18 protein-coding genes are annotated in these 25,628 nt (G+C 41.1%); 7 read left to right on the top strand and 11 right to left on the bottom strand.

The window, feature by feature from the left end:
- Positions 1 to 358 precede the first annotated feature (358 nt).
- From GNE10_RS01770 to GNE10_RS01745, 6 genes are all read right to left on the bottom strand, one after another.
- Positions 359 to 940, bottom strand: coding sequence for an HMA2 domain-containing protein (locus GNE10_RS01770; protein ID WP_185563388.1), 582 nt, complete (start codon positions 938 to 940; stop codon positions 359 to 361).
- Between the two features lie 169 nt (positions 941 to 1,109).
- Entirely contained in the window at positions 1,110 to 1,418 is a 309-nt protein-coding gene (locus GNE10_RS01765; RefSeq protein ID WP_185563387.1) for a DUF5132 domain-containing protein, read from the bottom strand.
- Positions 1,419 to 1,491: 73 nt separating this feature from the next.
- Positions 1,492 to 3,789 carry a heavy metal translocating P-type ATPase gene (locus GNE10_RS01760; RefSeq protein ID WP_185563386.1) on the bottom strand — a complete coding sequence of 766 codons (2,298 nt, stop codon included), beginning with the start codon at positions 3,787 to 3,789 and terminating at the stop codon, positions 1,492 to 1,494.
- A 781-nt stretch (positions 3,790 to 4,570) separates the two neighbouring features.
- On the bottom strand, positions 4,571 to 5,776 hold the full coding sequence (locus GNE10_RS01755) for a hypothetical protein (RefSeq protein WP_260446714.1): 1,206 nt from the start codon (positions 5,774 to 5,776) through the stop codon (positions 4,571 to 4,573).
- A gap of 141 nt (positions 5,777 to 5,917) precedes the next feature.
- Entirely contained in the window at positions 5,918 to 6,445 is a 528-nt protein-coding gene (gene def / locus GNE10_RS01750; RefSeq protein ID WP_185563384.1) for a peptide deformylase, read from the bottom strand.
- Positions 6,446 to 6,613: 168 nt separating this feature from the next.
- On the bottom strand, positions 6,614 to 7,846 hold the full coding sequence (locus GNE10_RS01745; protein WP_185563383.1) for an HhoA/HhoB/HtrA family serine endopeptidase: 1,233 nt from the start codon (positions 7,844 to 7,846) through the stop codon (positions 6,614 to 6,616).
- Between the two features lie 263 nt (positions 7,847 to 8,109).
- Between GNE10_RS01745 and dnaA the strand changes: the two genes are divergently transcribed.
- The gene (gene dnaA / locus GNE10_RS01740) at positions 8,110 to 9,492 is read left to right on the top strand and encodes a chromosomal replication initiator protein DnaA (RefSeq protein ID WP_185563382.1); all 1,383 of its coding nucleotides are present in this window, start codon (positions 8,110 to 8,112) and stop codon (positions 9,490 to 9,492) included.
- A 633-nt stretch (positions 9,493 to 10,125) separates the two neighbouring features.
- A complete protein-coding gene (locus tag GNE10_RS01735; RefSeq protein ID WP_185563381.1) occupies positions 10,126 to 11,313 on the top strand; it encodes a sulfate ABC transporter substrate-binding protein in 1,188 nt (395 codons plus the stop codon).
- A gap of 910 nt (positions 11,314 to 12,223) precedes the next feature.
- Here the strand turns inward: GNE10_RS01735 and GNE10_RS01730 are convergent.
- Entirely contained in the window at positions 12,224 to 13,321 is a 1,098-nt protein-coding gene (locus tag GNE10_RS01730) for a tocopherol cyclase family protein (RefSeq protein ID WP_185563380.1), read from the bottom strand.
- A gap of 29 nt (positions 13,322 to 13,350) precedes the next feature.
- Here GNE10_RS01730 and GNE10_RS01725 point away from each other — a divergent pair, with 29 nt between their 5' ends.
- Together GNE10_RS01725 and GNE10_RS01720 are read left to right on the top strand one after the other, a co-directional pair.
- A complete protein-coding gene (locus GNE10_RS01725) occupies positions 13,351 to 13,962 on the top strand; it encodes a DnaJ domain-containing protein (protein ID WP_185563379.1) in 612 nt (203 codons plus the stop codon).
- 569 nt (positions 13,963 to 14,531) lie between these two features.
- Complete coding sequence (locus GNE10_RS01720; protein ID WP_185563378.1) at positions 14,532 to 15,257, top strand: hypothetical protein; 726 nt, start codon at positions 14,532 to 14,534, stop codon at positions 15,255 to 15,257.
- 1,034 nt (positions 15,258 to 16,291) lie between these two features.
- Here GNE10_RS01720 and GNE10_RS01715 read toward each other — a convergent pair.
- The 3 genes from GNE10_RS01715 to GNE10_RS01705 all read right to left on the bottom strand — a co-directional run bounded on the left by GNE10_RS01715 (position 16,292) and on the right by GNE10_RS01705 (position 18,938).
- Complete coding sequence (locus GNE10_RS01715; protein ID WP_185563377.1) at positions 16,292 to 17,125, bottom strand: metallophosphoesterase; 834 nt, start codon at positions 17,123 to 17,125, stop codon at positions 16,292 to 16,294.
- Between the two features lie 313 nt (positions 17,126 to 17,438).
- Complete coding sequence (locus GNE10_RS01710) at positions 17,439 to 18,269, bottom strand: metallophosphoesterase (protein ID WP_185563376.1); 831 nt, start codon at positions 18,267 to 18,269, stop codon at positions 17,439 to 17,441.
- A 396-nt stretch (positions 18,270 to 18,665) separates the two neighbouring features.
- Positions 18,666 to 18,938 carry a GlsB/YeaQ/YmgE family stress response membrane protein gene (locus tag GNE10_RS01705; RefSeq protein ID WP_185563375.1) on the bottom strand — a complete coding sequence of 91 codons (273 nt, stop codon included), beginning with the start codon at positions 18,936 to 18,938 and terminating at the stop codon, positions 18,666 to 18,668.
- 962 nt (positions 18,939 to 19,900) lie between these two features.
- On the opposite strand from GNE10_RS01705, the gene GNE10_RS01695 reads away from it, so the two are divergent.
- Together GNE10_RS01695 and GNE10_RS01690 are read left to right on the top strand one after the other, a co-directional pair.
- Entirely contained in the window at positions 19,901 to 20,533 is a 633-nt protein-coding gene (locus tag GNE10_RS01695) for a bifunctional 4-hydroxy-2-oxoglutarate aldolase/2-dehydro-3-deoxy-phosphogluconate aldolase (protein WP_185563373.1), read from the top strand.
- Between the two features lie 113 nt (positions 20,534 to 20,646).
- Positions 20,647 to 21,162, top strand: coding sequence for a L,D-transpeptidase (locus GNE10_RS01690; protein ID WP_099069439.1), 516 nt, complete (start codon positions 20,647 to 20,649; stop codon positions 21,160 to 21,162).
- A gap of 545 nt (positions 21,163 to 21,707) precedes the next feature.
- On the opposite strand, the gene GNE10_RS01685 is transcribed toward GNE10_RS01690, so the two are convergent.
- Entirely contained in the window at positions 21,708 to 23,906 is a 2,199-nt protein-coding gene (locus GNE10_RS01685; protein ID WP_185563372.1) for a cytochrome-c peroxidase, read from the bottom strand.
- 269 nt (positions 23,907 to 24,175) lie between these two features.
- On the opposite strand from GNE10_RS01685, the gene GNE10_RS01680 reads away from it, so the two are divergent.
- Complete coding sequence (locus GNE10_RS01680) at positions 24,176 to 25,099, top strand: DMT family transporter (RefSeq protein ID WP_185563371.1); 924 nt, start codon at positions 24,176 to 24,178, stop codon at positions 25,097 to 25,099.
- Positions 25,100 to 25,628 lie beyond the last annotated feature (529 nt).

Raw genomic sequence — 25,628 nt, 5'->3', positions numbered from 1 at the left:
CAATCTTGGCATCTCTTGTTAAGAGTATTTACGATTACAATAGCTATAACATGCTTACAGTAACAATGAATTGTAAAATTTTAAATCTTTAAAAACTCTTTATTTATTATCAGATTCGATTGAATAGTTATAATTAAGACTGAGGCAAAAACAAGGGAGAATTTTGAATTACAAGTGTTATCCGAACTTGATATAAGACATAAGCTGGGCTTGATAGCCAGACATCAAAAGAAGTTAAAGCCTGTTGCTTATTGCTTGTTTACTGCTATAAGCCTTTGCTTCAACTTCTCGTAAATTTATAAAAACATGGTTGAATCAAGAATCCCCATACATTTAGGGCGGGGAATATCAAATATGTTCAGCCATTATTTGTTGATTGTGGTTTGCTGACGCCATGCAATTTAATAAAACTATCAAAAGCGTACCATGCCAACACATACCAGGGAATAATTTCAAATTGCAAACCCTTAGCTAGTAACTGTCTAACAGCAAGGATGCTCAATCCTAAGGGAAAAATCACCCGCAAGTCAATTTCTCCTTTAGTTGCAAATTCGACTTTTTTATTTAAGTTAACAATTGCATTTGTAATGCCCACCGCAGCTTCAGAGTTACCCTCAGTAATATCAGCGAAAATAACTCCTAAATCTGTGAGTGTGGCAACTATATTTTTCAAAGTGTCATCTTTAGCATCGTGCTTGATGGCAATACTACCGTGATGAATATTAGTCTGCACTTGGTTAATATAAGCTTGCGCCGCCAGTGCATTAGCAATGCGTTGAATTTCCCCATTTTCACGATGCGGTGGAGCAACTCTCAAGCGTAGCCGTCCTGGGGTGTTGCTGACAATTTTTGTGGATATTCGTTTGGATGAATTGCTTAAAGCCGCTTGCTGAATAATTTTAGGCATCTCGGTCAGACTACCATGACTATTTGTCAACACACAACTGCCGTCCTGATTTTGAATTTGATTTTAAAGAAGCGAGTGGGGAGATGGGGGAGCAGAGGAGGTAGGGGAAAAGGTTAAAGGTTAAAGGGAAAAGGAATAAATTTAATCTTTCCCCTTTTCCCCTTACCCCTTTCCCAATGCCTTATTCCCCTTTTTGAAAATTTTACACACCATTATCTGAGGTGTTGTCAACGGAGCTACTTGCAGCTTCAAATACTGGAGTTTGCTTGTCTTCAGCTAGTTCTGCTCTGGCTTCGGCTACAATATCTTCCCAGCTTTCACCAAGTTCTGCAAAGGCTCCTCTGCTTTTTTCATAGGCTAGAAGTCCGCCTTTGATTACGGACTTGGCTATGGGTTTACCAATTCCTGCAACGATGGGAATTAGGACGGGGGCCAGGATAACTGCGCCAATTCCAGCTACAATTCCTACAGGGCCAGCATCTTCAATGAAATCGGTAATTTTTGGTGCCATAATTAAAATTCCTCCTGTTAAGTTGAAAAATTGTCGTAAAGCTATCTAGGATACTCTAGTTAAAAGAGTTATCTCATCTTGCTGATGGTAGAGCTTTTTTCGGTGAAGGTTTGAGGATTGGACGCAAACCATTGACGCCTGCAACTACTGTTGAGCCGTTGTTGACTACTGTCGCCGCTAAGGGGTTAAGACCAAAGAAGACGGCAACAATCATCGCTGCGATATTAGGAAGGGCAACAATACTGGTGTTTTGATGAATTATTTGCTTGGCTTTACGAGCGATCGCGATCGCTTCTAATAAACCATGCAGATCATTTTGCATTAACACCACGTCTGCTGTTTCCCGCGCAATTTCCGAACCGTTAGCGAAGGATACTGAAACATCAGCATAGGCTAAAGCTGGCGAATCGTTGATGCCATCGCCTACAAATGCAACTGTTTTGCCTTGTTCGTGTAGTTGGCGGACAACTGTCGCTTTTTGTTCCGGAAAAGCTTCGGCATGGGTATGCTTTGGTGCGATCCCCAGTTGAGCAGCCACCGCATTAGCTGTTCGCTTGTTATCTCCGGTGAGCATGTGAACTTCTACGCCATCAACTGTCAATAACTGGGTAATTACTTCCTGACTTTCAGGACGCAGAATATCACTATAGACTATTCTACCCTGAAGTTGATTGTTACTAGCGACGTAAATCACTGAGTCTCCTGGCTTATGCCCATTGAGAGGTTCCATGTCCATGCCTTGCTGACGCAAAAAGCGCTCGCTACCGACGTAAACAGTCTCACCGTCTATCTCGGCTTGTACTCCTAAACCCAATTGGTAATCCCATTTACTCCGGCTGGGGATCGCTATTTGCTGGGCTTCGGCATAGCGAATCACTGCTTCCGCTACGGGATGCGTCAGTCGTTGTTCCGCCGCCGCAGCTAGTTCCAGCACTCGCAAGTCTGATGTTGCAGCATTGAGACTCTCAACTTTGACAACTGATACTTCACCTTTTGTTAGAGTCCCCGTCTTATCAAACACAACTGTATCAACTGCTGCTAGTTGTTCTAATGCCCGACCGCTACGAATCAAGATGCCGTGCTTGGCTGCATAAGTCAGGGCCGCCAGAACTGTTGTCGGAATTGATACTCTAATTCCAGTGCATAAATCCAGAGTAAGGACACTAGCTACCCGTGCTGGGTTCCGCGTTGCGGCAAATACTCCCACACCAAGTAACAAAGTTGGCACAACAGCTTTTTCAGCAATTTTGATGGCATAGTTTTCCATGCGGGTGTCATGGACTGGTGCTTCTTGCATCAACTTAATGCTTTGTCCGGCACGGGTGTCATTACCTACCCATTCCGCCAAGATATAAATTCGCCCCTCACGCATCAAGGTAGAGGCAAAAACTGGCTGTCCTTTTCTCTTTAACACAGGCATGGACTCGCCGGTGAGTTTTTGCTCATCTAACAAGGCTTTCCCCCGGAGGATAGTACCATCAACTGGAACCTGTTCCCCAGGATAGACAATGACTGTATCGCCACGTTGTACATCCTGAATTGGGATTTGTTCCTTGACGCCGTTGCGTTCCACCCAGGCGAATTGCCCTAAAGAACTGAGTAAATCCAGGGTTTGCAATTTAGAAGAACGGGCGGTGCGATCGCGGATGTTTTCACCGATTTCAATTAAGCTCAACATCAACGATGGTGTGAGAAATTGACCTTGGACAGTGGTAATGGCGATGGCCAGAAAATCTAAAAAGTCAATGTTGAGTTTGCGTTCCTTGACGATGCCTTCCACTGCCCTTTGGAACACTGGTAAGGTTGCAAGGGCAATGGTTCCCGCCACTATTAAAGGGGGAATTGGTAGTCCTAACGGCCCTCCGAGTACGGCTAAACCGGTGGCCATAGCTGAAAGTTGCATCCCAGGCCAGGAATTCTCTGCATCCTCTGTTGGTTGAGTAGCTAATGAATTGTTAGCTTTTGGTACAACTATTGCGACTTCAGTGGCGGCCCCAATCAAATAACTCAAACGCGATCGCACCTTCGCATCTGCAACTGAACTAACTGGATAATTCACAACTAACGCCGCCGCCGCTGATTTGATTCGGACATTACTAAAGAGGGGATCGCCTTCCACTAAAGCTAAAAGACGTTGAGCATAGTCGGCATCATAACGTAATCGAGGCACGCGCAACCTGATCCTTCCCTGGATTTGATGGACAACACTGTAGGAAACTTGAGCAGTATGTGTGCGGGAATGTCCATTTTTCTCAGCCAGAGAAATTTTGCCATTCTTTTGTACTAAAGGAATGATCTGAGTCTGCTTCTCTACAATCTGGTGAGATTTTTGAACTCGTAGGGATGGTGGTTGGACTGTCACTTGTGCCATTCGTTATGTCTCATATAAGGTTTACAAACTTGTTTGTTGAGGGCAGTAGGGAAGAAGACGTTCTTCCTCTTTCTTTGCGTACTTTGCGTACTTTGCGGTAGCCTGCGGCAAGCCGCTACGCGTCTACGTTTCTTTAAACCCTCATAACTAATGCGATGAACAAGTAGTGGTATGTCCCAAAACTTTTGAGAGGTTAGTAGTAAGCACTTTAGTGCTTAAAAATCAAAGGACTAAAGTCCTGACTACGAACATTTTTTCCCTACAAAATTAATGGGACACACCAGTAGTGGTCTGTAGCATTAATTTTGTTGGTTTGTGGGTGTTCAGATCCCCGACTTCTTTAACAAGTCGGGGATCTATCAGCCCCGATCGCTAATACAATGAACCAGTAGCCTCTCAAGTTAATGAAACAGGAGAAAATTCAAGGAGAGTAAAAACTCTTTCCCACTCCCACCTTTAACTGAGTACTAGATTTTAATGTCTGAAATTCTGTTAAAGACCATCGCATTTGCCATACCTACGTTATTTTGGTAGGTCGAACGCATCGGCTATGCGATATTGCCGCTTCAAAGCCGCTTTATTTGTAGCAACTCGATGAGATGTTGCTGATAGTCTAAATTTTCAGCGTTCCCAGGCACACATAATCTGACTCGTCTGTTATGTGTATGGGTAACCCTATGAGCTATGCTTACAGATTGTCTGTAAGTGCAATTATTTGAATCTAGTTGTGAGCTAGAACCCTCCATTGTTATCCTCCTGTGTTCCTAAGGTATGGAACCGTCTATAACGGAAAGTTCGCCATCATGGCTAAGGAATAAGACAAAGTTGCAGGCTTCAAATCAGCCCATAAATTTGATAAGTTCAGAGTTGTATTCTCTACTTCTGTCGTCCGACTCTCTTTTTGGGTTGTGTCTTCTAACACGTTGATGTTGTCTGATTGTGCCGTATGAGTCACATTTGAGGTTGTGTTCTTCGACACAGTTGTAGTATCTATTTGTGTTGTCTGACTAGCTTGTTCTTGAGATGCTTGTTCTTGAGATGTTTGTGGCTGTGCAACTTTGATGGTATCGCTGGGCGGATTAGTTTGCAAAGCCAACTCCATGAGATTTACCCAATGGCTGACGCTAATTTGACTCGGCTTGTAAGCGATGGCGATGGATGCTGCATCAATATTCACACGCACGCTTACCGTTTGGGGATCGTTATTAAGCAACCTTTCTAGCCGTCGTCCATAGACACGATCTTCCGCTAGTCGGGGGAGATGAAATCTGATGCGTCCTGGAATTGCATGGACTACACTGTAAGCAATTTTGGCTGGCTGTGTTATTGAATTTTTACCTTTCAAATCTCGCACCTGTTGGTTCTGACCAAAAGCATTTGCCTTATTTTTGGAGTCTGCGTCTCCCTTGCCCTTTGATTGTTGTAACTTTTGCGATCCCGAAGTTTCTACTTCCAAAGAATCTATGACCTTACGAGTTGCTTCTGCGGTAATCATATAAACTGGAATCGCTACCAAGCCGCTGATCCCCAGTCCACCCGTCACTGCTAACCCCGTCATTAAAGGAATCAACGAAATAGTTTGTTCCTTCCAAAAATCAACAGATTTCCAGGCTGCAAAAGGATCTGTCTGGTTATTTGAGTTTGGCAAAACTTGAGCTTGGTGAATATTAAATTGTTGCAATAGTCCCAAAACTTCTGGTAGTGACAGTTTTTTTTCATCAAAACTGACAACTATACTATTTGTTTGCTCATTGGTAGCAACTTCCTTCACCCCATACTGCTGCCGTAAGCCTTGGGATATATCTCTGATTGTTGATTTGGAAACACCCTCACTAGCGCGGATTCTTACCCGCCCAGCAATCGTATGAACAATTTCCAATTTCTCTAAAGGCAGTTGCACTTTTGACTGTGCAGCTGTATCTGTAATACTAATATTTAGTTTTACTTCATCACTTTGATGCTGGTGAGGAATTAAGTCAGGAGACATACTATTCTGCGGACTTAACCCCTCGTGACTACTAATAATATTGGTCATTTACCCGATAACTACACCCAACCAAAGGTTAACGTTAGGTTAAGTATACCTTAAACTTTCTGTGAACTATACATTCTAAAGAATTATTTCAGATTAAGTCTTATTAACTACTCGTTGTTGGTATTCTTGCTCAGTAATCATATCGAGAGTGTTTTCCAGGCGGTCTACAAATACGATGCCATCGAGGTGGTCATATTCGTGTTGAAATATACGAGCGACGAAATCCCTTAATTCTTGCTTTTGGACATTGCCTTGGCGATCGCTATATTCAACCTCGATATTTTTATACCGAGGAACTAACCCCCTAATGCCAGGAACACTTAAACAGCCTTCCCAATCTTTGACAACTTCCTTTGAGTGACTAATAATTCTAGGATTAATCATAGCAGTAGGTTCCATTTCTGGAGCATTAGGATACCTAGCATTAGGGCGGGAAGCCACAATAAATAAACGATAGGATTGTGCAACTTGGGGTGCAGCAATTCCCACACCGTTGGCCGTGGCAACTGTGGACATTAAGTCATCAATTAATTTTTGGATACTTGGATCTTGAATATTATCAACCCAAGCGGCTTTTTGGCGGAGTGTGGGATTGCCTAATTGAATGATTGATTGAGACATGAAAAACTCCTTTGGTAAGTGGGGCATTGGGCAAACAGGACATGGGGAAAGGGAAAGGGGTAAGGGGAAAAGGGGAAAGATTAAATTTATTCCTTTTCCCTTTTCCCTTTAACCTTTTCCCCTGTCTCAAGAGCCTCCCCTGTTTCTTTGCCCCATGCCCAATAATATTTATCCTTCACGTCTTACGGGTAAAGGGGCAGGTCGGACTGCTAGTTGGAGGATTTGTCCATTGCGTTCTACTTGTATTGGTAGGGGAGTACCAATTTTGCTATTTTCTACTAGCTTCTGTACTTGTTCAATTTTAGTCACAGGCTGGTTGCTAATGCTTTTAATTACATCACCTGGTCTGAGTCCGGCGGCGGCGGCGGGCGATCGCGGCACAATTTCCACGAGTAAAACGCCTTCATCGGCTGTAAGATTTAAGCGATCGCCTGCAATATTTTTGAGTCTTTCTTTGTTTTCTGGTGTCAGTGTCACCATTTGCACGCCCAAATAAGGATGATCTACTCTGCCTTTGGCGATTAGTTCTTGGGCTATTCTTTGCACGGTGTTCATGGGAATGGCAAATCCCAAGCCTTGAGCGCCTCGGATAATGGCTGTATTCATGGCAACTACTTGACCGCGGGTATTGAGTAGCGGGCCGCCAGAATTACCAGGGTTAATGGCAGCATCCGTTTGGATGTAATCAACTCGCTTATCACTAGCGCCGATATCGCTACCAGAACGACCTGTAGCACTAATAATCCCAGAAGTGACGGTATTGTTCAAGCCTAAGGGGTTGCCAATGGCGATTACTGCCTCTCCTGGTTGTAAAATATCTGAGTTGCCTACAGGCACGGTTGGTAGGTTATTGGCGTCAATTTTGATTACAGCTACATCTGTGACCGCGTCTTCACCTAAAACTTTGCCGTCAAAAGTCCGACCATCTTTGAGTGTAACAGTCACCCTATCAGCACCATCTACTACATGGGAATTGGTCAAAATTTGACCAGAGGAATTAATGATAAATCCAGAACCACTACCCCGTTCTACTCGTTGTCTCTGCTGGGGTATTGTGTCTCCAAAAAACCGCCGAAGTAAAGGGTCGTTAAATTCTTCTGGTAGGCGAGAAGTAATTGTTCTGGAAGAATCAATTCTAACCACCGCAGACCCCGCACTTTGCACGACTTTCACCACAAAATTAGGGTCTCCAGAGGATGCAAGAATTCGTGGAGGTTCGATTACTGGATTGGCCTCAATTGTCTTTTGAGTTTCAGGAGTGCTTTGTTGATTCTCAAAAGTTTTGGCACTTAGAAGAGAGCAGCTCCCCAGCAACACCACTATTGAGAGCATCCACAATCTGTTGGGCAAAACCCTAATATTAATATTTTTGAATCTTAAGTCATGATTTGTTGTCTTCATCTGTCGTTGCTTCTCCCTTGTCAGTCAGTGGGTGTTAGGATCTTGCCTACCGGGTATGTCCCAAAAATGGTTACAACTTAAGAGCCTGTTCTAGGTCTAGTACAGCATCAATATGCCGCAGAAGTCGTAAATACAATTCTTTTGACTTTTGTACAGACGCGATTAATCGAGTCTCTACTTTTGACTTCCGCAGTGCGGTAGTCTGGATGATAAATTGGTGCTTTCTCTTCTATTGTGACGATTAGCAGCAAAGGTGGTGGATCGTGGAAATTTCGATAGAAAATTTGTGGACTCAGGTACTAGAGCGTTTAAAGCTTGAGCTATCCCGACCTACCTTTGAAACTTGGATCAAAACTGCTAGTGCGGAGCGATTAGAAAATAATTGTTTGGTAATACGTACTCCTAACCCATTTGCTCGTAATTGGTTACAGAAGTATTATGTCAACACCATTGCTCATGTAGTACAAGATATTTTGGGTCATCCTGTGGAAATTTACATTACCGTTGTTCAAGGTGATGAAGTTTCTCATGTTAGCGAACGAGGGGTTTCTTGGGAATCACCAAATCCTAGCAGTATTTCTGAACCTGTTTCTCATAACATCCAAAAAACTACTGAATTAAACTCTAAATATGTTTTTTCACGCTTTGTAGTCGGTGCAAATAATCGTATGGCTCATGCTGCTTCTTTAGCAGTTGCAGAATCTCCTGGGAGGGAATTTAATCCTTTATTTTTATGTGGCGGCGTGGGTTTAGGTAAAACTCATCTCATGCAAGCCATCGGTCATTATCGCTGGGAAATTTCCCCCGGTTGTAAGATATTTTATGTTTCTACTGAACAATTTACTAATGATTTAATTACAGCGATTCGTAAGGATAGTATGCAAAGTTTTCGCGAGCATTATCGAGCCGCTGATGTTTTATTAGTTGATGATATTCAGTTTCTAGAAGGTAAGGAATACACCCAAGAAGAATTTTTTCATACTTTTAATACTTTACACGAAGCAGGTAAACAAGTTGTCATTGCTTCTGACCGTCCCCCGAACCAAATTCCGAGTTTACAAGAACGTCTTTGTTCTCGCTTTTCTATGGGGTTAATCGCAGATGTGCAATCGCCGGATTTAGAAACGAGAATGGCGATTTTACAAAAAAAAGCTGAGTATGAAAATATCCGCTTGCCTCGTGATGTGGTTGAATATATTGCTTCTAACTATACTTCTAATATTCGAGAATTAGAAGGAGCTTTAATTCGCGCACTGGCTTATATTTCTATTTGGGGTTTACCGATGACGGTGGAAAATATTGCACCAGTTTTAGGGCCGCCGAATGAAAAAGTGGTGGCTACCCCAGAAACAATTTTGAAAGTTGTTGCTGAGAATTTTGATGTTTCCATTGATGACCTCAAAGGTAACTCACGACGCCGAGAAATTAGCTGGGCGCGTCAAATTGGCATGTATCTCATGCGTCAACACACGTCTTTGAGTTTGCCAAGAATTGGGGAGGAGTTTGGCGGTAAAGACCATACAACGGTGATCTACAGTTGTGACAAAATTGCCCAACTCCAAGAGAGCGATCGCACTTTAGCACAAACCCTACGCCAATTGAGCGATCGCATTAATATGACTAGTCGCCCTCAAAAATCATCGTAAGTCAGGAGTCAGGAGTCAGAATTCAGGAGTCAGGAGTCAGAATTCAGGAGTCAGGAGTCAGGAGTTAGGAGTTAGGAGTCAGGAGTCAGGAGTTAGGAGTCAGGAGTTAGGAGTCAGAATCCAGGAGTCAGAATTCAGAATCTATTAAGATTTGGAAACTCAAACTTCATAATTTGAAGAAAATCCACCACCTCACTATCCTTGATTTCCCTACCATATTCAATTCACCAATCCTGATTCCTGAATTCTGACTTTGAAGTTTTCCACAACTAGCACTTTAATTGTCAAGCCTTCAAAGTTAGACAATTGGTTAAAAATATTAAGTAACGTATAAAAATTGATTAAATTTTACTTAGCTTGTGGAAAAAATCTTACTTTTTGGGGAAAAATCTGTGGAAAACTTGAGTTTTTTTTAATTAAACTTAATTAAGTATAATTACCTTGTGGAAAAAGTAGCGTGTTTTTCCACAAGTTTTCCACAGGTAAGCAACTAAAAGTTAAAGGTCAAAATTGAGCAATGTTGACAATCTAAAATTCGGTTAACAAAAGGTTATGTCACCTGAGCTACTGTTCTATAATTCCCTTTAACTACGATATTCCGCCCAATTTATCGCAGTTTAAGGAAAAAAATTGATGAAACAGTGGCTAAGAACTTCTCATTCAGTCAGACGCTTAATCAAGTTAGTTCAAATTTATACTATCAGAACTGTGCAAGCTACCAAAAATTTGCACCTTCGTTTAATCAGAAGTTGTCTGCATAGGCGTTATTCCTGGAGCTTGATTAGTCTATTTTTAATCGGAGTTAGTTTGAGCGTAGCAATGACAGCCTGCTCGTCACAAAATACAGATAACGCAGGTAGTGTTAATTCTACTACCAAGGATAATGTAAAGCTGACGCTTGTTTCTTACTCAGTTACCAGTGAAGCGTATAAGCAAATTATTCCTAAATTTATAGAACAGTGGAAGAAAGAACATCAGCAAGATGTCACTTTTGAGGAGAGTTATGAAGGTTCTGGTTCCCAAGCATTAGCTGTAATTGATGGGTTAGAAGCTGATGTAGTGCATTTATCGCTTGCTCTTGATGTCCAGAAATTAGTTGAAGCAGGTTTGATTCAACAGGGTTGGGAAAAAGAAGCCCCCAATGATGCAATAGTAACTCAATCTGTAGGAGCGATCGCAACTCGTGAGAATAATCCCAAAAATATCAAAACTTGGACAGATCTCACACAAAATCAGGTGCAGTTAATTACACCAAACCCCAAAACATCTGGTGGCGCTCGCTGGAACTTTATTGGACTTTGGGGTTCAGCCATCAAAACTGGTAAAAACGAGGCTCAAGCATTAAACTTTATTTCCGATGTTTATCAACACGTACCTCTGCTACCAAAAACTGCTCGCAATGCCACTGAACTGTTCTTTAAAAAAGGTCAGGGTGATGCTTTAATCAATTATGAAAACGAGATGATTTTATCAGCACAAAATGGTGAAAAATTTTCCTATGTAGTTCCTGATGTCAATATTTCTATTGACAATCCTGTAGCTATTGTAGATACAAATGTCGATAAACATGGAACTCGTTTAGTTGCAGAAGCATTTGTAAAATTTCTTTATACTCCAGACGCACAAAAAGAGTTTGTCAAATTAGGATTTCGTCCTGTTAATGTCACAATTGCCAAAGAAGTAGAAAGCAAATATCCAAAAATCAAAACTCTTTTCAAAGTTCAAGATTTAGGAGGATGGGAGAAAATTCAAAAACAATTCTTTAATGAAGGTGCTATCTTTGACCAAATAAAAACTAAGATTCGGTTGAAAGAGGCATAATAGGGCAGAAGTCAGAATTCAGAAGTCAGAATTCAGGAATAAAACAGTTGTAGGTTGGGTTGAACTTAGACACCGAAGGTGGCTTTCCGAAGGTAGTGAAACCCAACAAATAAGCTGTTACATATTTTACTTGCATAATATAGGATGGGCATCTTGCAATTTGTGTCAATTTAAGACAAAATCACTTTGCTCAACTAGTAATTATGCTGAAAATTAGCCACAACATCAAGTATTAATTTAAATTTTGTACTGACTTTTGAGGGTAAAAATTAATGATGCGTTTAAATATGGTGCGATCGCTAGCGATAAATTATGTTTTCTACTCAGATTTTGGCAAGTTTTAAGTAAAATTACTTGTTGATAATTACTCCTTAACTTTAAGTTGGCAGCAATGGCGTCTCGCCCATCTGTGTGGGGCTTCTAGCCGCCCCATAAGAAATTTCATTGCAACATTTTAGCTATGTCAGTCCACTACATTGCTAATTATGAATTATGAATCATTAGAGACGGGACTGGTGCGACTTGAACGCACGACCTAGCGCTTCAGATTTGTGTGAGTTTCCCCACTCTCTGGACTATACTTTCACCATAGGTTTTAGCCTTTAGGTGGTGGCTACCTAGTCTCTACACCTTCTTGAATTTAATCAAGCTTGGCTCGGTATTCCCCTGGAGTGTCAACACTGTGGTAAACACACAACCACTCCTACTTTCTATCAATAGCTATGATGATACTTTTTACGATCGCACAAGCATTTTGAAAGAAGGAAATTTTCACTCTTTAGGGTTCACCGAATTCAACCACATTCACTCATAAGGTTTCCCTTATGGTGCCCGATTATTCAGGAGGCGCTCGCTCTATCCAACTGAGCTACAGCCCCAAAAAAATGCCATGTTGGAGATTATAGCATTTTTACTGAGACTGCCAACATTCATCCCAAGGCTGACCCCCCACTTCTAAACCACAGAGAAAACTTTGTGCTTTTAAGATGATTTGAGATTTTGTGCCATTGATTTTTCGTAATTCTAAATTTAGCTTTCCTTGCATTGTGTCTCGGCAACAATATCTTAAACCTCCGGCTGTGGGCGCACGTAAGGGTGTACCAGATAAATCGGTGGTTCCTGTCAATTCAATTTCATAGTTGCAGTTAGTAGCTTTCATTTGCCATCTACCCCAAGGCTGAATTTCCCAATCAACTTGCGAATTCCAGGGAACAAATTCATAAAACTTGCCTTGGTAGTGCAAACCAATCATAGCTACAGATTCCATCCACCACAAAACACCACGCCGTCCGCCGCCAGCAGTTAAGGCTAAGTCTGGTTCGTCCTCAAAGCAGTTGCAGTTTAGCCAAAACCATTTTTGGGGAAAAGCACCACCCCAATTTTTTTCACCGTAAGCTGGGGCGTTGGTGAATTCATAAATTTTGCCATTCCAGTCGATTTTGCCGCTAGCTAAGCCGTGAGCCATCAAAATTTGCCATCCCGGCTCAAAAATTTGTAAAAATGATACCCAGCCTGCGGTTGACTGCTGAATACTATTTTTATCGCCCCAAGCGTATATCGGTTGAATTTCGTACTGCCAACGGCAATAATTGTTGGTAGCGCGATCGCGAATAATTCCTTGATTTAATGTTGCTGTGGCTTGATAGCCTTCTCGAACATAATACTCAAACTCTGTTGGTAGAAGATACAGAGGAGAAATTTGTAAATCAGTCTTACCCCAATGTCCTAAACCCAAAACATCACGACTACCCCAGAATTTCTTTACGTCGGGGAAAGTACGGCATAAATACTCATCATCCGGGCCGAGGATTTGGGCTGCACCACCACTGTAAGGTTTATTTCCTATGGGGTCTTCAATGGAGTACATAAAGGCGAATGTTTGTCCAATTTCTGGTAAAGTAACGCGGTAATACCAGCCTTCAAAAAAGCGGCGGCTACTTCCATCCCAGTGATAACCAGAATGGGGTGTTTGGGTTGACGAAAGGAAATTTAGAGGAATAGTTAACATGGATTTACATAGTTGCTGATTTTTTCAGTATGCGCGACGATTTCGACATTAATCATGCTTATGAAATTTTGCAGTTGGAACCTGGTGCATCGCCGGCACAGCTGAAGCGAGCTTACCGTAAACTGGTGAAAGTTTGGCATCCCGATCGCTTTTTCGATGAAACGGAAAAACAAAAAGCAGAAGAAAAAATCAAAAAAATCAACGCAGCTTACAACAAGCTCAAGTCTGAATTGTCATCCGAGCCTCCCACTACTGTAAATCCATCCTCATCTTCACCAAAAAATCCCACAAAAGTATCTGTCAAACGTTGGGATGCAGAAGCTTTTTATACTTTAGGAGTAGAGAATGCTACTAATGGAAGATATGAAGATGCGATCGCAGATTTTACCCATGCAATTCGGCTTAATCCTCAATATATCGATGCATATAAATATCGTGGACTAATTTGCTCTCAATTGGGATATGAATATAGAGCCTCTTCAGATTTAAATAAAGCTAGAGAGTTAGAACAAGAGATAAGAAATCCAGGTTTTGCGCGTAGTTCCTCATCACCAAGACGCGTATCAAAGCCTAAGCCTCTGCTAACAAGATTTTGTCAGGGAATCAAATCTTTACTGCGGCTAAATCGGCGTTGGATATAAGCACTCGTGGTGGTTGTTGACTGTTGAGTGTCAACGGTGAACAGCCAACAGTCAACAAGGTTAAAAGTCTTTTGATGTCTTGATTTTACGGTTAGCTTATGTTATTAACTATGCTTCAACTGCTATAAAAATAAAAATTTCGCACTGTGATGTCTAATCAGAAATTAACAATTGAGACTGGTTCAACAAATTACTAAATTTTCGATCCATTTATAAGGCTACTATTTGATTTTGGAAAAAATTTCCTACACTTTAGTCTTGCCTATTGCCCATTGCCTATTGCCTATTGCCCATTGCCTATTGCTTACTGCCTCTACTCACACTCGAATATCAGCTAACAGCATAATAACGTCTATCGTTAGGATACTCTTTCTTTTGATGAAGTATTAACTCACTAGAGATAGAGCCACTTTTTTAATCGCAGAGGTTATTCTCAAAATTACCAACGGTTGGGTAGCTAAATAAAACTCAATTTTTATCAGCAACACACATTTTTCACATCATCAAAATCCTTTGTTTTTATAAACTTTAGTTTCTAAATATCGTATCGAGGAGTGAAATCAAAAGCTATGTCTATTCCCAATGAACGCGAAACAAAAAAAAGTGAAGTTAGACAAGAAACTTACACTGGCACTAATGGTAATACTCATACCCACCTGACACGAACCACAGAAACAGTTAACAACAACGCAACTAACCCCAACTCTTACCAAAACGGTTACGTACAAGGTCGAAATGCTGAGCGTAGATACCAAGAAGTTAATTTAGCCGAACGGGATGACAATAATACTAGTAATGGTTTGCTGATGGGTATTATCATTACGTCCTTGGCTGGCTTAATTGTTGGTGGTCTATGGTATTTTAACCAGGCTAATAACGCAGCAGTTGACAATAGTGCGCCTGTTACAACCCCTGCACCGAGTAATAGCACCGCAACACCTACGGAATCTCCTCAACCACAAACGACAATTATCGAAAGAACTAGGGAAATACCTGTTCCTGTTCCCGTTCCACAACAACAGGCTGTACCTCCATCTGCGCCACCCCAACCGGATATTAATATTACAGTTCCACCCCAGCAAACAGCGCCTTCTGGAACCCAGCCAACACCCAATGCTACCCAAGGCCAAACTACTAGTCCAAGTACCAATACTCCTACTTCCCAGAACGATAGTTCTACTAATACTGCTACTCCAGATACCCAAGGCGACAACTCTAAAGTTACTACACCTCAAGGTATAGAACAGCCAAATAGTACATCTAATAGCAGTTCTACAGGGAATTCTGGTCAATAGCAGTTTTAAAGGCATCAGGGAATAGGGAATAGGGAATAGGAAATAGTAAAAGCTATAGGACTTACGCAAGAACTCTCTCAAACTCTTATAACTTCGTGCCCTCTGTCTTGAAAAGTTCAGATGCCTGCGGCAACCCCTTCGGTGTACGCCGGAAGCCGGCGCTCCGACTTTTCGCTGCGTCCTTTGCGGTTAGTTTATTCATACTTTTGCGTAAGTCCTAAGCTAGTAAGGGGATTTCAACCACGCCCATCACCCTCTTGGGGCGGGGCTTGTGACCCATTAGCTGGTCGGTGAATTTTTCAGCCCACTTGCTAATGTTGGTATTCACACCAACAACAAGTGGGCTAATTTTTAAGGAATATTTCAGAATTATTGCAATAAATTAATGGTAATAAATATTGGTAAATATGTAATCTAGTTCAATAACTGTGGTGCTAGATTAAGAGCAAGGTACAAACAGGTTAAAAGTTAAGTGAAACTTTTAAGTTAGAGCCTGTACCTCCTGCTCTAATTTTAGGGCGATCGCTCAATTAGTTGTGGCATCCGTTGAATGTGTTTTAGCCTTGTGTTCATCGAGTTATTTGGAGGTTTTAGAACGCACAGCCAGAAAATGCCTGCCTAGTTGGAATATATTATGTAAGGATGTCAACATTTGCGTAAAGCGATCGCGAGTAGTGTCCACCTTTAGTTGAATTAGTTACCTCTGAATTATCCAATCTTCAAGAAACCGCCCAAGCTACCGATATCTATCCATCGTAGCTTCAGGCGGTTTCTGTTTTAAGGTCAGAATTCAGGAGTCAGAATTCAGGGGTCAGAATTCAGGAGTCAGAATTTAGGAGTCAGGAGTCAGGATTCAGGAGTCAGAATTCAGGAGTCAGAATTCAGGAGTCAGAATTCAGGAGTCAGAATTCAGGAGTCAGAATTCAGGAGTCAGAAAAACTAAAAAATCGTGAAAATATTTGATGAATGAGTATATCAAGGATACTAAACTGCCAATCAATTCTGAATTCTGGATTCTGAATTCTGAATTCTTTTTAATCACCAATTAACGTAATTACAGTTACTTCCGGCGGACAAAATAGGCGTCCTGGTTTATAAGTTCCTAAACCACGATTGACATATAATTGATTTTCTTCCACATTGTGAAATCCTTGCGCCCATTCCCAATATCGCACGACTTTCGAGCAGTCTCCGAGTAAAAGTGTTACCCAACGCCGTAATTTTTTGGGAATTTTTTTGAGAAGCTTTTTATAATAAAATACCAAAGGCCCAATGCCGGGGATTACGATGTGACCACCGTGGGTATGGCCAGATAATTGCAAATCTACCCGCCATTGTTGCAATATCTTAGCCGTATCTGGGTTATGGGATAAAACGATACGGGGTGTAACAGAATCTAATTGATTCATTACTGGTGCTGGATGAAATTCCCGCGACCAATAGTCAGCTAGTCCCACTAGGGGTAATTGTTTTCCTAGTGGATAAGCTATTTCATTCCAAAGCACATGTACGCCAATGCTATTTAACGCCTTTGTCACTTCTGCTTGGGAGTGGTTGTAATAAATATCATGATTACCCAAGACGGCGTAAATACCACAACGACTTTGCAGATGTTTTAATCGCAGCACCAATTGATGAATCGGCGTTGGGTCATCTGTTACGTAATCACCAGTTAATACTATTAAATCTGGTTCAGCTTCGTTAGTAAGTGCGATGGCTTTTGCTAACATATCTTCCGATAGCCGCAAACCATCGTAATGAAAATCTGACAACTGTACCAGTTTGATACCTTCTAAAGATGTGGGAAGTTCCGCAATCTTAACCGTGACTTTATCTACTCTTAAATGTCCTGTAAATAACCAATGCATAAGCCAACCGATACTCCTCATACCAGCGCTTACAGCTTACCAAAAATCAAAATGCAACTTGATAAATTGCAATAATTTATGTCATCTACTCCAAATATAATTACAGCAGTTTTCAGCTATTTAGACCTGATTGGTAAGGGGAATAGGGAAATAGCGAGTGGGGAGTGGTGTAGTTAAATTAGTGGAAAAGCGCTGTAATTAATTGTTTTCGATTATCAAGCTCAACTAAAGCGCTTTTAGATTTAATTTGTCGCTAGTGGTGAGTTAGGATAGTGACTAGAATTGCCCCGTTTGATGTAGAATTGAGAATTTTTCACTCACTTTCTAGCGTAATTATAGTAACTTCTGGGCGGCAAAATAAGCGTCCAGGGAGGTAAGTTCCCAAGCCACGATTGACGTATAGCTGATTTTTTCCTAAGCGATGGAAACCTTGGGCCCATTCCCAATGAGTTACTACAGAAACATTTTCTTCCAAAAATCGCGCTTTCCGTCGTAGTTTGTGGGGTATTTTTTTGGCAATTTTGCTGTAAACCAAGGCTGCTGGGCCAATTTTGGGAATCACAATTTGACCGCCGTGAGTATGACCAGATAGTTGTAAATCCACTCGCCAGTTTTGTAATATCTCCGCAGTATCTGGGTTATGAGATAAAACAATGCAGGGTGTGTTCGGGTCTAGCTGGTTCATAACCAACTTAGGATTGAATTCCCGCGACCAAGTGTCGGCTAGTCCAACAATGGGTAATTCTTTTCCTAGAGGATAGGCAATTTCGTTCCAAAGGACGTGAATTCCAATGCTGGTTAATGCCTCTGTGATTGCTGCTTTTGCGTGTTTATAATGAATATCGTGGTTGCCAAGAATACCACATATTCCAAAACGGCTTTCCAGATGCTTGAGTCGAAGTATTAATTGGTGAATTGGTTCGGGATCGTCAGTTACATAGTCGCCTGTCAATAAAACTAAGTCTGGTTCAGCTTCATTGCTAACTGCGATCGCCTTTTCTAGCATACCTTCCGATAGCCGCAAACCATCGTAATGAAAATCTGATAACTGCACCAACTTCTTACCCTGTAATGATGCAGGCAATCCTGCAATCTTAACCGTCAATTTCTCTGTACTCAACGGCCCAGATAACAACCAATGCATAAGACGTTCAATAAACCATAATCATAGAGCTTATAGCTTAGCTGAACATCGCCGAATTGTGTGTAGGAACCAATAGAACTTGTTGAAAATTTCATGAAAGCTAGAGATTGTGGCGTATTTATACTAGGACTTACGCAAGGAATATTTTGTCATTGCAACTAGAACGTAGTGTAGGGAAACAATCCCAGCGTCATACCATTTCACGAAATACCTGATACAGATGGATGGGTAGGGGTGTACAGCTGTCATTGGTGTCAACTTAAGCTCAAACTCTTGTAATAAAAAATTAGCGCTACCTTCCCTTGAAGATAACGCTATTATTTTGATTTAATTCAAAAATAAAATATTTAAATGACTTTGCTAAATCTTCTTGGTTGATTGGTTGCAATATTGCTCCTATACAGCACTGCTACGAGTTAACAAGTTCCACAAGAAAACTGCTACAAGTGCGCCTAAAACTGCTACTACGACACCGGGTATGCTGAGAGTGGGAGCTGCTAGAGTTAACGTTCCCGTACTAAAAAAGATACCCAAGCTACCACCAACAAAAGCACCGATAATTCCTAACAAGATTGTTCCGAGAATTCCGCCGCCTTGATGACCGGGGTAGATAGCTTTGGCGATGGCACCAGCAATTAAACCTAAAACAATCCAAGCAAGAATATTCATGATTATTAATTTGGTAACAGGTTTTTTACTTACAAATTAATATTAACAATCTGAGTATTAGTACTCCATCCATCATCCGAATTAATTATTAATATCCATAAGTAGTACTTAAATAAGTGTTAATTGATTTCATATATCCTCCTATTGGGGTAGATAATCCAGAAAAAAAGCTCCTAGTTGGTCTTTAACTAGAAGCTATCAAACTATTGCTTGGTAATAACAGTATATTGATTTTCAATGGGCTATCTCCTCTACTAGAAGTGTCATTTATCATTAGTCATTGGTTATTAGTTATCAGTCATTAGCTATTTGTCTTTGAAATTTTCCTGGTAAAAATGCTGTTGCTAGCTTGTTTACCGATAAGAGATACCAAAGTCAAAAGCTAGCGGACTCGGCTTAACATACGCCGTACTCAGCCAACTTTGTTGTTCCCTAATGACTAATAACCTATGATAATTACTTTCATTTACTACTACTAATCTTCCATCGTTCTTGATGCATAGGAACTCGTAGCAAGTTACTTAAAGACCAATGGATTATCAAGTAAATCAAACTACTCAAAGTCAATAGCATTACAGTCAAGATCGTCTTATATGCGTGAATATGCCACCAAAAGGCCTTGGCTTGTGTTGTACCTAACTGTACAAACTTCAGCCAATTCACTACATTAACGCTATTGGAATCGTGAAACGATGCTACTGTGTTTTCTCGCGCAATTGTCATTGTAATCACTCCTTGAGTCCCAAGCATTGAGGTTATTTTCTTATAACTACGATAAACCTATCGGTTTATCGTTATTTTATTATATGCAATATCTCATAGCTTGATGCAATAAGCAAGTGTGGGAATGGGGCATAGGGCATAGGGCATATTAGTATTGAAAATTAGGTATTAGAAAACTAGTTGAGACTGCCAAATCCTAGCTTTCAATGCCCAATGCCCCATGCCCAATGCCCAATCCTATGCCTAATCAAATTTGGTTATCACAGTTACAAAAACATAAAGCGATCGCAGTTATTCGCGCTGCTAAAAAAGAATGGGGACGAGAAATGGCTATGGCTGTGGCGTCTGGGGGAATGCAGCTAATTGAAATTACCTGGAATAGTGATGGTGCTGAGGAATTAATCAGTGAACTACGTTCGGAATTACCAGGCTGTACTATTGGCACTGGTACGCTGTTTAATATGCAGCAGCTCAAGGAAGCCATCACTTCTGGGGCGCAATTTTTGTTTACACCCCATGTTGACTCGGCAATGATTCAAGCAGCGCGAGAAAAACATGTGCCTATTATCCCAGGAGCGCTGACGCCTACAGAAATTATTACCGCTTGGAGTCACGGTGCTAGTTGTGTAAAAGTGTTTCCCGTGCAAGCGGTGGGCGGGGCTAATTATATTAAAAGTTTACAAGGCCCCCTGGGTGAGATTCCCTTAATTCCCACTGGCGGTGTCAGCGTAGAAAATGCCAAAGAATTTTTACAAGCAGGGGCGATGGCCGTGGGTTTGAGCAGTGAATTATTTCCCAAAAACCTTGTTAGCGAGGGTAATTGGGAGGCGATCGCAACTAAGGCAGCAAAACTAATGCAACATTTGAGTTAATTTAGAATCAAATCATCAAAAATTTATGTCTATTAAACTAATAGATATGGAAAGAAAAGTGAAAACTGGTAACTTTCCTAAAACCAGATAATTTGAGTGTGAGTGTATCTAGTATGAAAAGGCAGATTTATCCTAACTGGGTGCGTAATTTTAAAATCCTCCTCGCTGGTACAGCACTATCTTTAAGTGTTTTTACTACTACTGAAACAAGTGAAGTTTGGGCAAATTCTCAAAATCCAAGCTTTACCCAAACAATGCAGAAATTACAAAAATCGGATAAACGTTGGATTCAAATTAATCTTACAAAACAACGATTAATAGCTTGGGAAGGCGACAGAGTTGTTTATGGGAGTGCCATTTCTTCTGGTAAAAAATCCACTCCCACCTTAGTTGGTACTTTTAATATTCAATCCAAGTTTAAAACTACAAGGATGAGGGGAACAGGCTACGATGTTCCTAACGTTCCCTATGCCATGTTTTACCAAGGTAACTACGGTATTCACGGTGCTTACTGGCATAAGAGATTTGGTACTCCAGTGAGCCACGGCTGCGTAAATCTTGCACCTAAACATGCTAAATGGCTATTTGGATGGGCATCCGTGGGTACACCAATAGTCATTCATAAATAGTAGGTGAAGCCACTCTAAGGTTATTTCGGTAAAAAATTTATAAATAACAGGAAATCAAAACAATTGAAAGATTTCCAGCAACATTTTATGCTGGGAATCTTCGGAATCGGAATTATTCAACTTCAAGTAAAATGTAGGGTAAGGCATGAATACAAATGTTGGATTTTAGAGTTGAAATTTTGGATTGAGAGCGTGTTTCATAAATCTCCAAAATCCTATCTATGCCAATTTGTGATGCAAGTATTTGCCTAAAATCAATAGACATCTTGCAAAAGTGCTTTTTGCACTGTTGTGGTAAAAGGGATGCATCTTTATTGGGGAAAGAGAAAATACCAAACCTTTCCCCTTCCCCTTTTCCCCACTTCTGCTAGAAGTCTAATAAGCGTAAATCCTGACAATTTATCTCTCAGAACAAATGCAAATAATACCGATTCAAAAAATGTTTGCGACAGATACCCCACCCGCCTGACGGCACCCTCCCCTTGCCAAGGGGAGGGTTGGGGAGGGGTCTTGTCTATGTGTCGCATTCTTTTTTCAAATTGGTATTAGCTCAGGAAATTCGGCGTACCATTACCACCATTCTTACCAACGGCGGGAATTTCTATTAGGCTATCTGTGGCTTTGCCAGTACCGTCGTTGGTGACTTTTGTGGTGTCACCGGGATGTCCGTTGGGGACAAACAGTTGCGGGTGGTCAAAGGGTGCTTTTTCGTAACGGACTCGGTCATCGGTTAGCGCTTTTAAGAAGGCTACTAATTGCTGTTTTTCTTCTGGTGAAAGATTCAGGCGGGGAAGCGCTCCAAAGTCACCACCGCGATTGTAAAAATCAATGACTTGTTCTAAAGTTGCTTGACCTCCATTGTGGAAGTAGGGAGCCGTGAGTTCCACGTTGCGAAGTCCGGGTGCTTTGAAAGCTCCATCGGCAACTACGGTTTCAGTGGGCTGCAACGGTGGATTTAGGGTAGGGGGGTTTTCACCAAGGAGAAGCTGAAATTTCCCTAACTGCGCCAATCGAGCCTCTGACAAGGGATTACCTTGGCCGTTACCAAATAAACCATCGTTACCACCCAAGCCAAGGTCATCTGTGTTTGGTCTAACACCAATTCTGAAGAAGCCATTATCTTCGGGGCTGTTTGGTGGGAACGGCGCACGTTTGATTCGTCCGTTCTTGGTGACATTGCTCACTGAAGCGGCGGTGAATTCTGGTGCAGTGTGACAACCAATGCACAAAGCTTTACCTTCAAATAGTTGTTTACCTAGTTGCTGCTGTTGGGTGAGGGCGGTGTTTTTACCTTCTAGGAAGCGATCGTAGGGTGTGTCATTGGAAATGAGTGTAGACTCGTACAACTGAACTGCCAGACCGAAGAATAGGGAGAAGTTGTACTCCATCAATGTATATTCATTAGTCTCCAAGGAGCGATCGGGTCTTTTAACGAAAGTACGTCTACCTTGGGAATCAACCTGGATGAGTTTGTTAGACTTCCACCACTCTGGTTTAAAGGCATCTTGAATCATGCGATCGTAGGTTCTATCTTTGAGTCCTGGTCTAGGCCATCTGCTATCTGCACCTAAAACACTATCTTGTGGATGCACAAGCTGTTTACCTAGCGGTCTCAGAGGAAATAACTTTTTCGCAAGTTTTCGGGGTAGTTTTTTACCTTTACTAGGGTTGGTTCGGCCAAATTTATCACCAATTTCTTGAAAAGTCCGACCATCAGCAGACACCTCAAAGGAACTGAGTGGCGGCCCAACTGCTTGGGATGCTAAAGAGGAATTATTCAGGCTAATTTTGACAAACTCCAGCTGATTTAGATTTTTGGCTTTGACAACAGAAGCGTTAGGATCTCTCAAGCCGAAAGGATTCACCCCATTAAAGATGTTCTGTGCCCTTCCGTCCCAGAAGTTGCGGAAGTTAAATACTGCATTAATTACGCTTGGGGTGTTACGGGCCTGGACGCGACGCACATTTACGCCTCCCACGTTAAACACGGGATCTGGCTGAGTTTGTACTTGGTCTTCCGCACTACCAGGTACGACATCAACAAACTTCGTATTGGTAACTCCTTGGGAAGAACTGACATCGTTGCGATCGGATATGACGCTGTTAGGATCGTTGGGGTCTGCTAGTTTGTGGAAGGGAAAATCTTGTGGCTTGAGTTGGTAGTTTGGTAGTCCTCCGATGTCAAAAACTGTATCGGGATTCTCTGTGCCATCTGCGTTAACCCGCAACAGTCCTGGAGCTATTTGATTTTTGGATCTATTGTCGGCTCCAGCGTGAAAGTGACAAGTGGCACAGGAGGTCACGCCGTCGCTACCCACCTGCATATCCCAAAAAAAAGCCTTTCCTAATTTGATGGCGGCTGCTTTGTCTTTGATAAAGTCTCTGAGATTGTCTGGTTCTGGAACAGGCACACTTTTGAGGGAAGGTGGCGATGTGGTAATCTGGGCTGAGACAGTATTTCCAGCTATTACTGCTGCCATAATCATCACAGCAATTACTATGGTTTTGGAAAATCTCCATCTCCAAGGATTAAACTTGCCAGATTTAGATCTTTGCCTTTGGGGCTTGATGTCAATAGGCAATTCATAGCGCTGCAATTTTGGCTGATTAGCTAAGCCTGGAATTGCTTGCTTGATTCTTGCGACCAAAAATTTGAGCGAAAATCTACCTGTTGAATTGAGTAGTAAATAAATTGGTAGGCTAGTCAAAACTAGCACCAAGACTATTACGGGTATAGTCCCCATAGTTGTTGGTTATAAATTAAGACTGAAAAAAATTATACGTTCAGTAAAAACCATGAAATTTATTGTTTAGGTAAAAGAATTACTAATTTTATGTGAACAAAAAACTCATGAAGGCATAACTCAATTGATGAAAGTTAGCAATCTTTATTTACATTTTTTAGAGAAAAAATCGTTGATATCCTTAACTAGTAAGAGGTTGATAAAATTTAGATATGTAGAATATATATGTTTAAGTTGATTATTAGCCATAGTTTGCAGAGCATATTTAAATGTCACTACATCAAATTTCTGGCCGCTGGCGCTTAGGGCTGGCGTTATCATTGCTGACAGTATTATTGTGGGGAATTTTACCAATTGCTCTGGCGGTAACTCTGCAAGCATTGGATGTATATACAGTTATTTGGTTTCGTTTTCTAGTATCATTTGTTTTGCTTTTTGTGTATTTGGGAACAAGTGGAAAATTACCAAGATTGGAACAATTGCGTTCTGGTTCTAGGAAATTATTAGCGATCGCTACATTGTTTTTAGCGATGAATTACTTTTTATTTATGCAAGGGCTGGCCTTAACATCACCGGCGAATGCTGAAGTTCTGATTCAATTAGCTACTGTTTTATTAGGTTTGGGCGGTTTAGTAATTTTTCACGAACGTTATCAGTTGTATCAATGGCTTGGTGTAAGTGTACTGAGTTGCGGTTACTTGTTATTTTTTCGGGAACAGCTAACGAATTTAATTACAGCACCTAATACCTACATAATAGGTAGCATTTTAATTGTGCTGGGAGGAGCAGCATGGGCGATTTATGCTTTGGCGCAAAAGCAATTATTACAATTTTTATCTTCCCCTAGCATCATGCTAATTATCTACGGAGGGTGTGCTTTATTATTCACTCCCTTAGCTCAAGTGAAATCAATTTTTATACTTGATACTTTGCACTCAGGAATGTTGATTTTTTGTGCTTTGAATACTCTAATTGCTTATGGTGCTTTTGCTGAATCATTAGAACATTGGGAAGCATCAAGAGTAAGTGCAGTATTAGCGTTAGCTCCCATTGTCACATTAATATCAGTTGCCATTGTATCAGCGATCGCACCTAATTTAATTCCACCAGAACGCTTCACTTTTGTTGGAATATTAGGAGCAGGTTTAGTAGTCGCGGGTTCAGTGGCTATTGCTTTGGGCAAAAGTGATTGAAGAAGTGGGAAGTGGGAAGTCAGAATTCAGAATTCAGAATTCAGAATTCAGAATTCAGAAGTCAGAAGTCGGAAGTCGGAAGTCGGAAGTCGGAATTTATTCTGGTGGTCTGTCCCATTAATGTTGTAGTAAAAAATGTTCGTAGTAAGCACTTTAGTGCTTAAAAAATCAAGAACTAAAGTGCTTACTACGAACCGTGATTGATTCTGAATTCGGAATTATTTTTCATTGTAATAAGAATTTTTTTCAACAATTTTGCTATTTTTTTATCAATCAAAGTTGTGCCATCTTCAAAGTTACAACATAGATACTGAGGCAAGATATTTTTTCGTTTGTTATGATTTTCTAGTGAAGGCGAACTACTGAAGTCATGCTTCTGTAAAATCGATACTTTTCCCACAAGTTTGACTTTGTAGCGATTTAATTTGTTCAATTGATAGCCAAAAAAAATGTTTGAAGAAGAATTTGGAAGGCGGGATTAATGTTGACAGTTGATTGTTGAGTGTTGACTGTTGACTGTTGACTGTCA

The sequence above is a fragment of the Nostoc sp. 2RC genome (assembly GCF_014222165.1).
Taxonomy (GTDB): domain Bacteria; phylum Cyanobacteriota; class Cyanobacteriia; order Cyanobacteriales; family Nostocaceae; genus Nostoc; species Nostoc linckia.
This window is presented reverse-complemented; position numbering and strand designations above follow the sequence as displayed.

Bases quoted from the DNA above. Each gene is read 5' to 3' on its own strand.
- GNE10_RS01755 (WP_260446714.1), bottom strand. From the start codon at position 5,776: ATGTCTCCTGACTTAATTCCTCACCAGCATCAAAGTGATGAAGTAAAA.
- GNE10_RS01715 (WP_185563377.1), bottom strand. From the start codon at position 17,125: ATGCATTGGTTATTTACAGGACATTTAAGAGTAGATAAAGTCACGGTT.
- GNE10_RS01710 (WP_185563376.1), bottom strand. From the start codon at position 18,269: ATGCATTGGTTGTTATCTGGGCCGTTGAGTACAGAGAAATTGACGGTT.
- GNE10_RS01685 (WP_185563372.1), bottom strand. From the start codon at position 23,906: ATGGGGACTATACCCGTAATAGTCTTGGTGCTAGTTTTGACTAGCCTA.
- GNE10_RS01695 (WP_185563373.1), top strand. From the start codon at position 19,901: ATGCCTAATCAAATTTGGTTATCACAGTTACAAAAACATAAAGCGATC.
- GNE10_RS01725 (WP_185563379.1), top strand. From the start codon at position 13,351: ATGCGCGACGATTTCGACATTAATCATGCTTATGAAATTTTGCAGTTG.
- GNE10_RS01690 (WP_099069439.1), top strand. From the start codon at position 20,647: ATGAAAAGGCAGATTTATCCTAACTGGGTGCGTAATTTTAAAATCCTC.
- def (WP_185563384.1), bottom strand. From the start codon at position 6,445: ATGTCTCAATCAATCATTCAATTAGGCAATCCCACACTCCGCCAAAAA.
- GNE10_RS01720 (WP_185563378.1), top strand. From the start codon at position 14,532: ATGTCTATTCCCAATGAACGCGAAACAAAAAAAAGTGAAGTTAGACAA.
- GNE10_RS01760 (WP_185563386.1), bottom strand. From the start codon at position 3,789: ATGGCACAAGTGACAGTCCAACCACCATCCCTACGAGTTCAAAAATCT.
- GNE10_RS01705 (WP_185563375.1), bottom strand. From the start codon at position 18,938: ATGAATATTCTTGCTTGGATTGTTTTAGGTTTAATTGCTGGTGCCATC.
- GNE10_RS01680 (WP_185563371.1), top strand. From the start codon at position 24,176: ATGTCACTACATCAAATTTCTGGCCGCTGGCGCTTAGGGCTGGCGTTA.
- GNE10_RS01765 (WP_185563387.1), bottom strand. From the start codon at position 1,418: ATGGCACCAAAAATTACCGATTTCATTGAAGATGCTGGCCCTGTAGGA.
- GNE10_RS01735 (WP_185563381.1), top strand. From the start codon at position 10,126: ATGAAACAGTGGCTAAGAACTTCTCATTCAGTCAGACGCTTAATCAAG.
- GNE10_RS01745 (WP_185563383.1), bottom strand. From the start codon at position 7,846: ATGAAGACAACAAATCATGACTTAAGATTCAAAAATATTAATATTAGG.
- GNE10_RS01730 (WP_185563380.1), bottom strand. From the start codon at position 13,321: ATGTTAACTATTCCTCTAAATTTCCTTTCGTCAACCCAAACACCCCAT.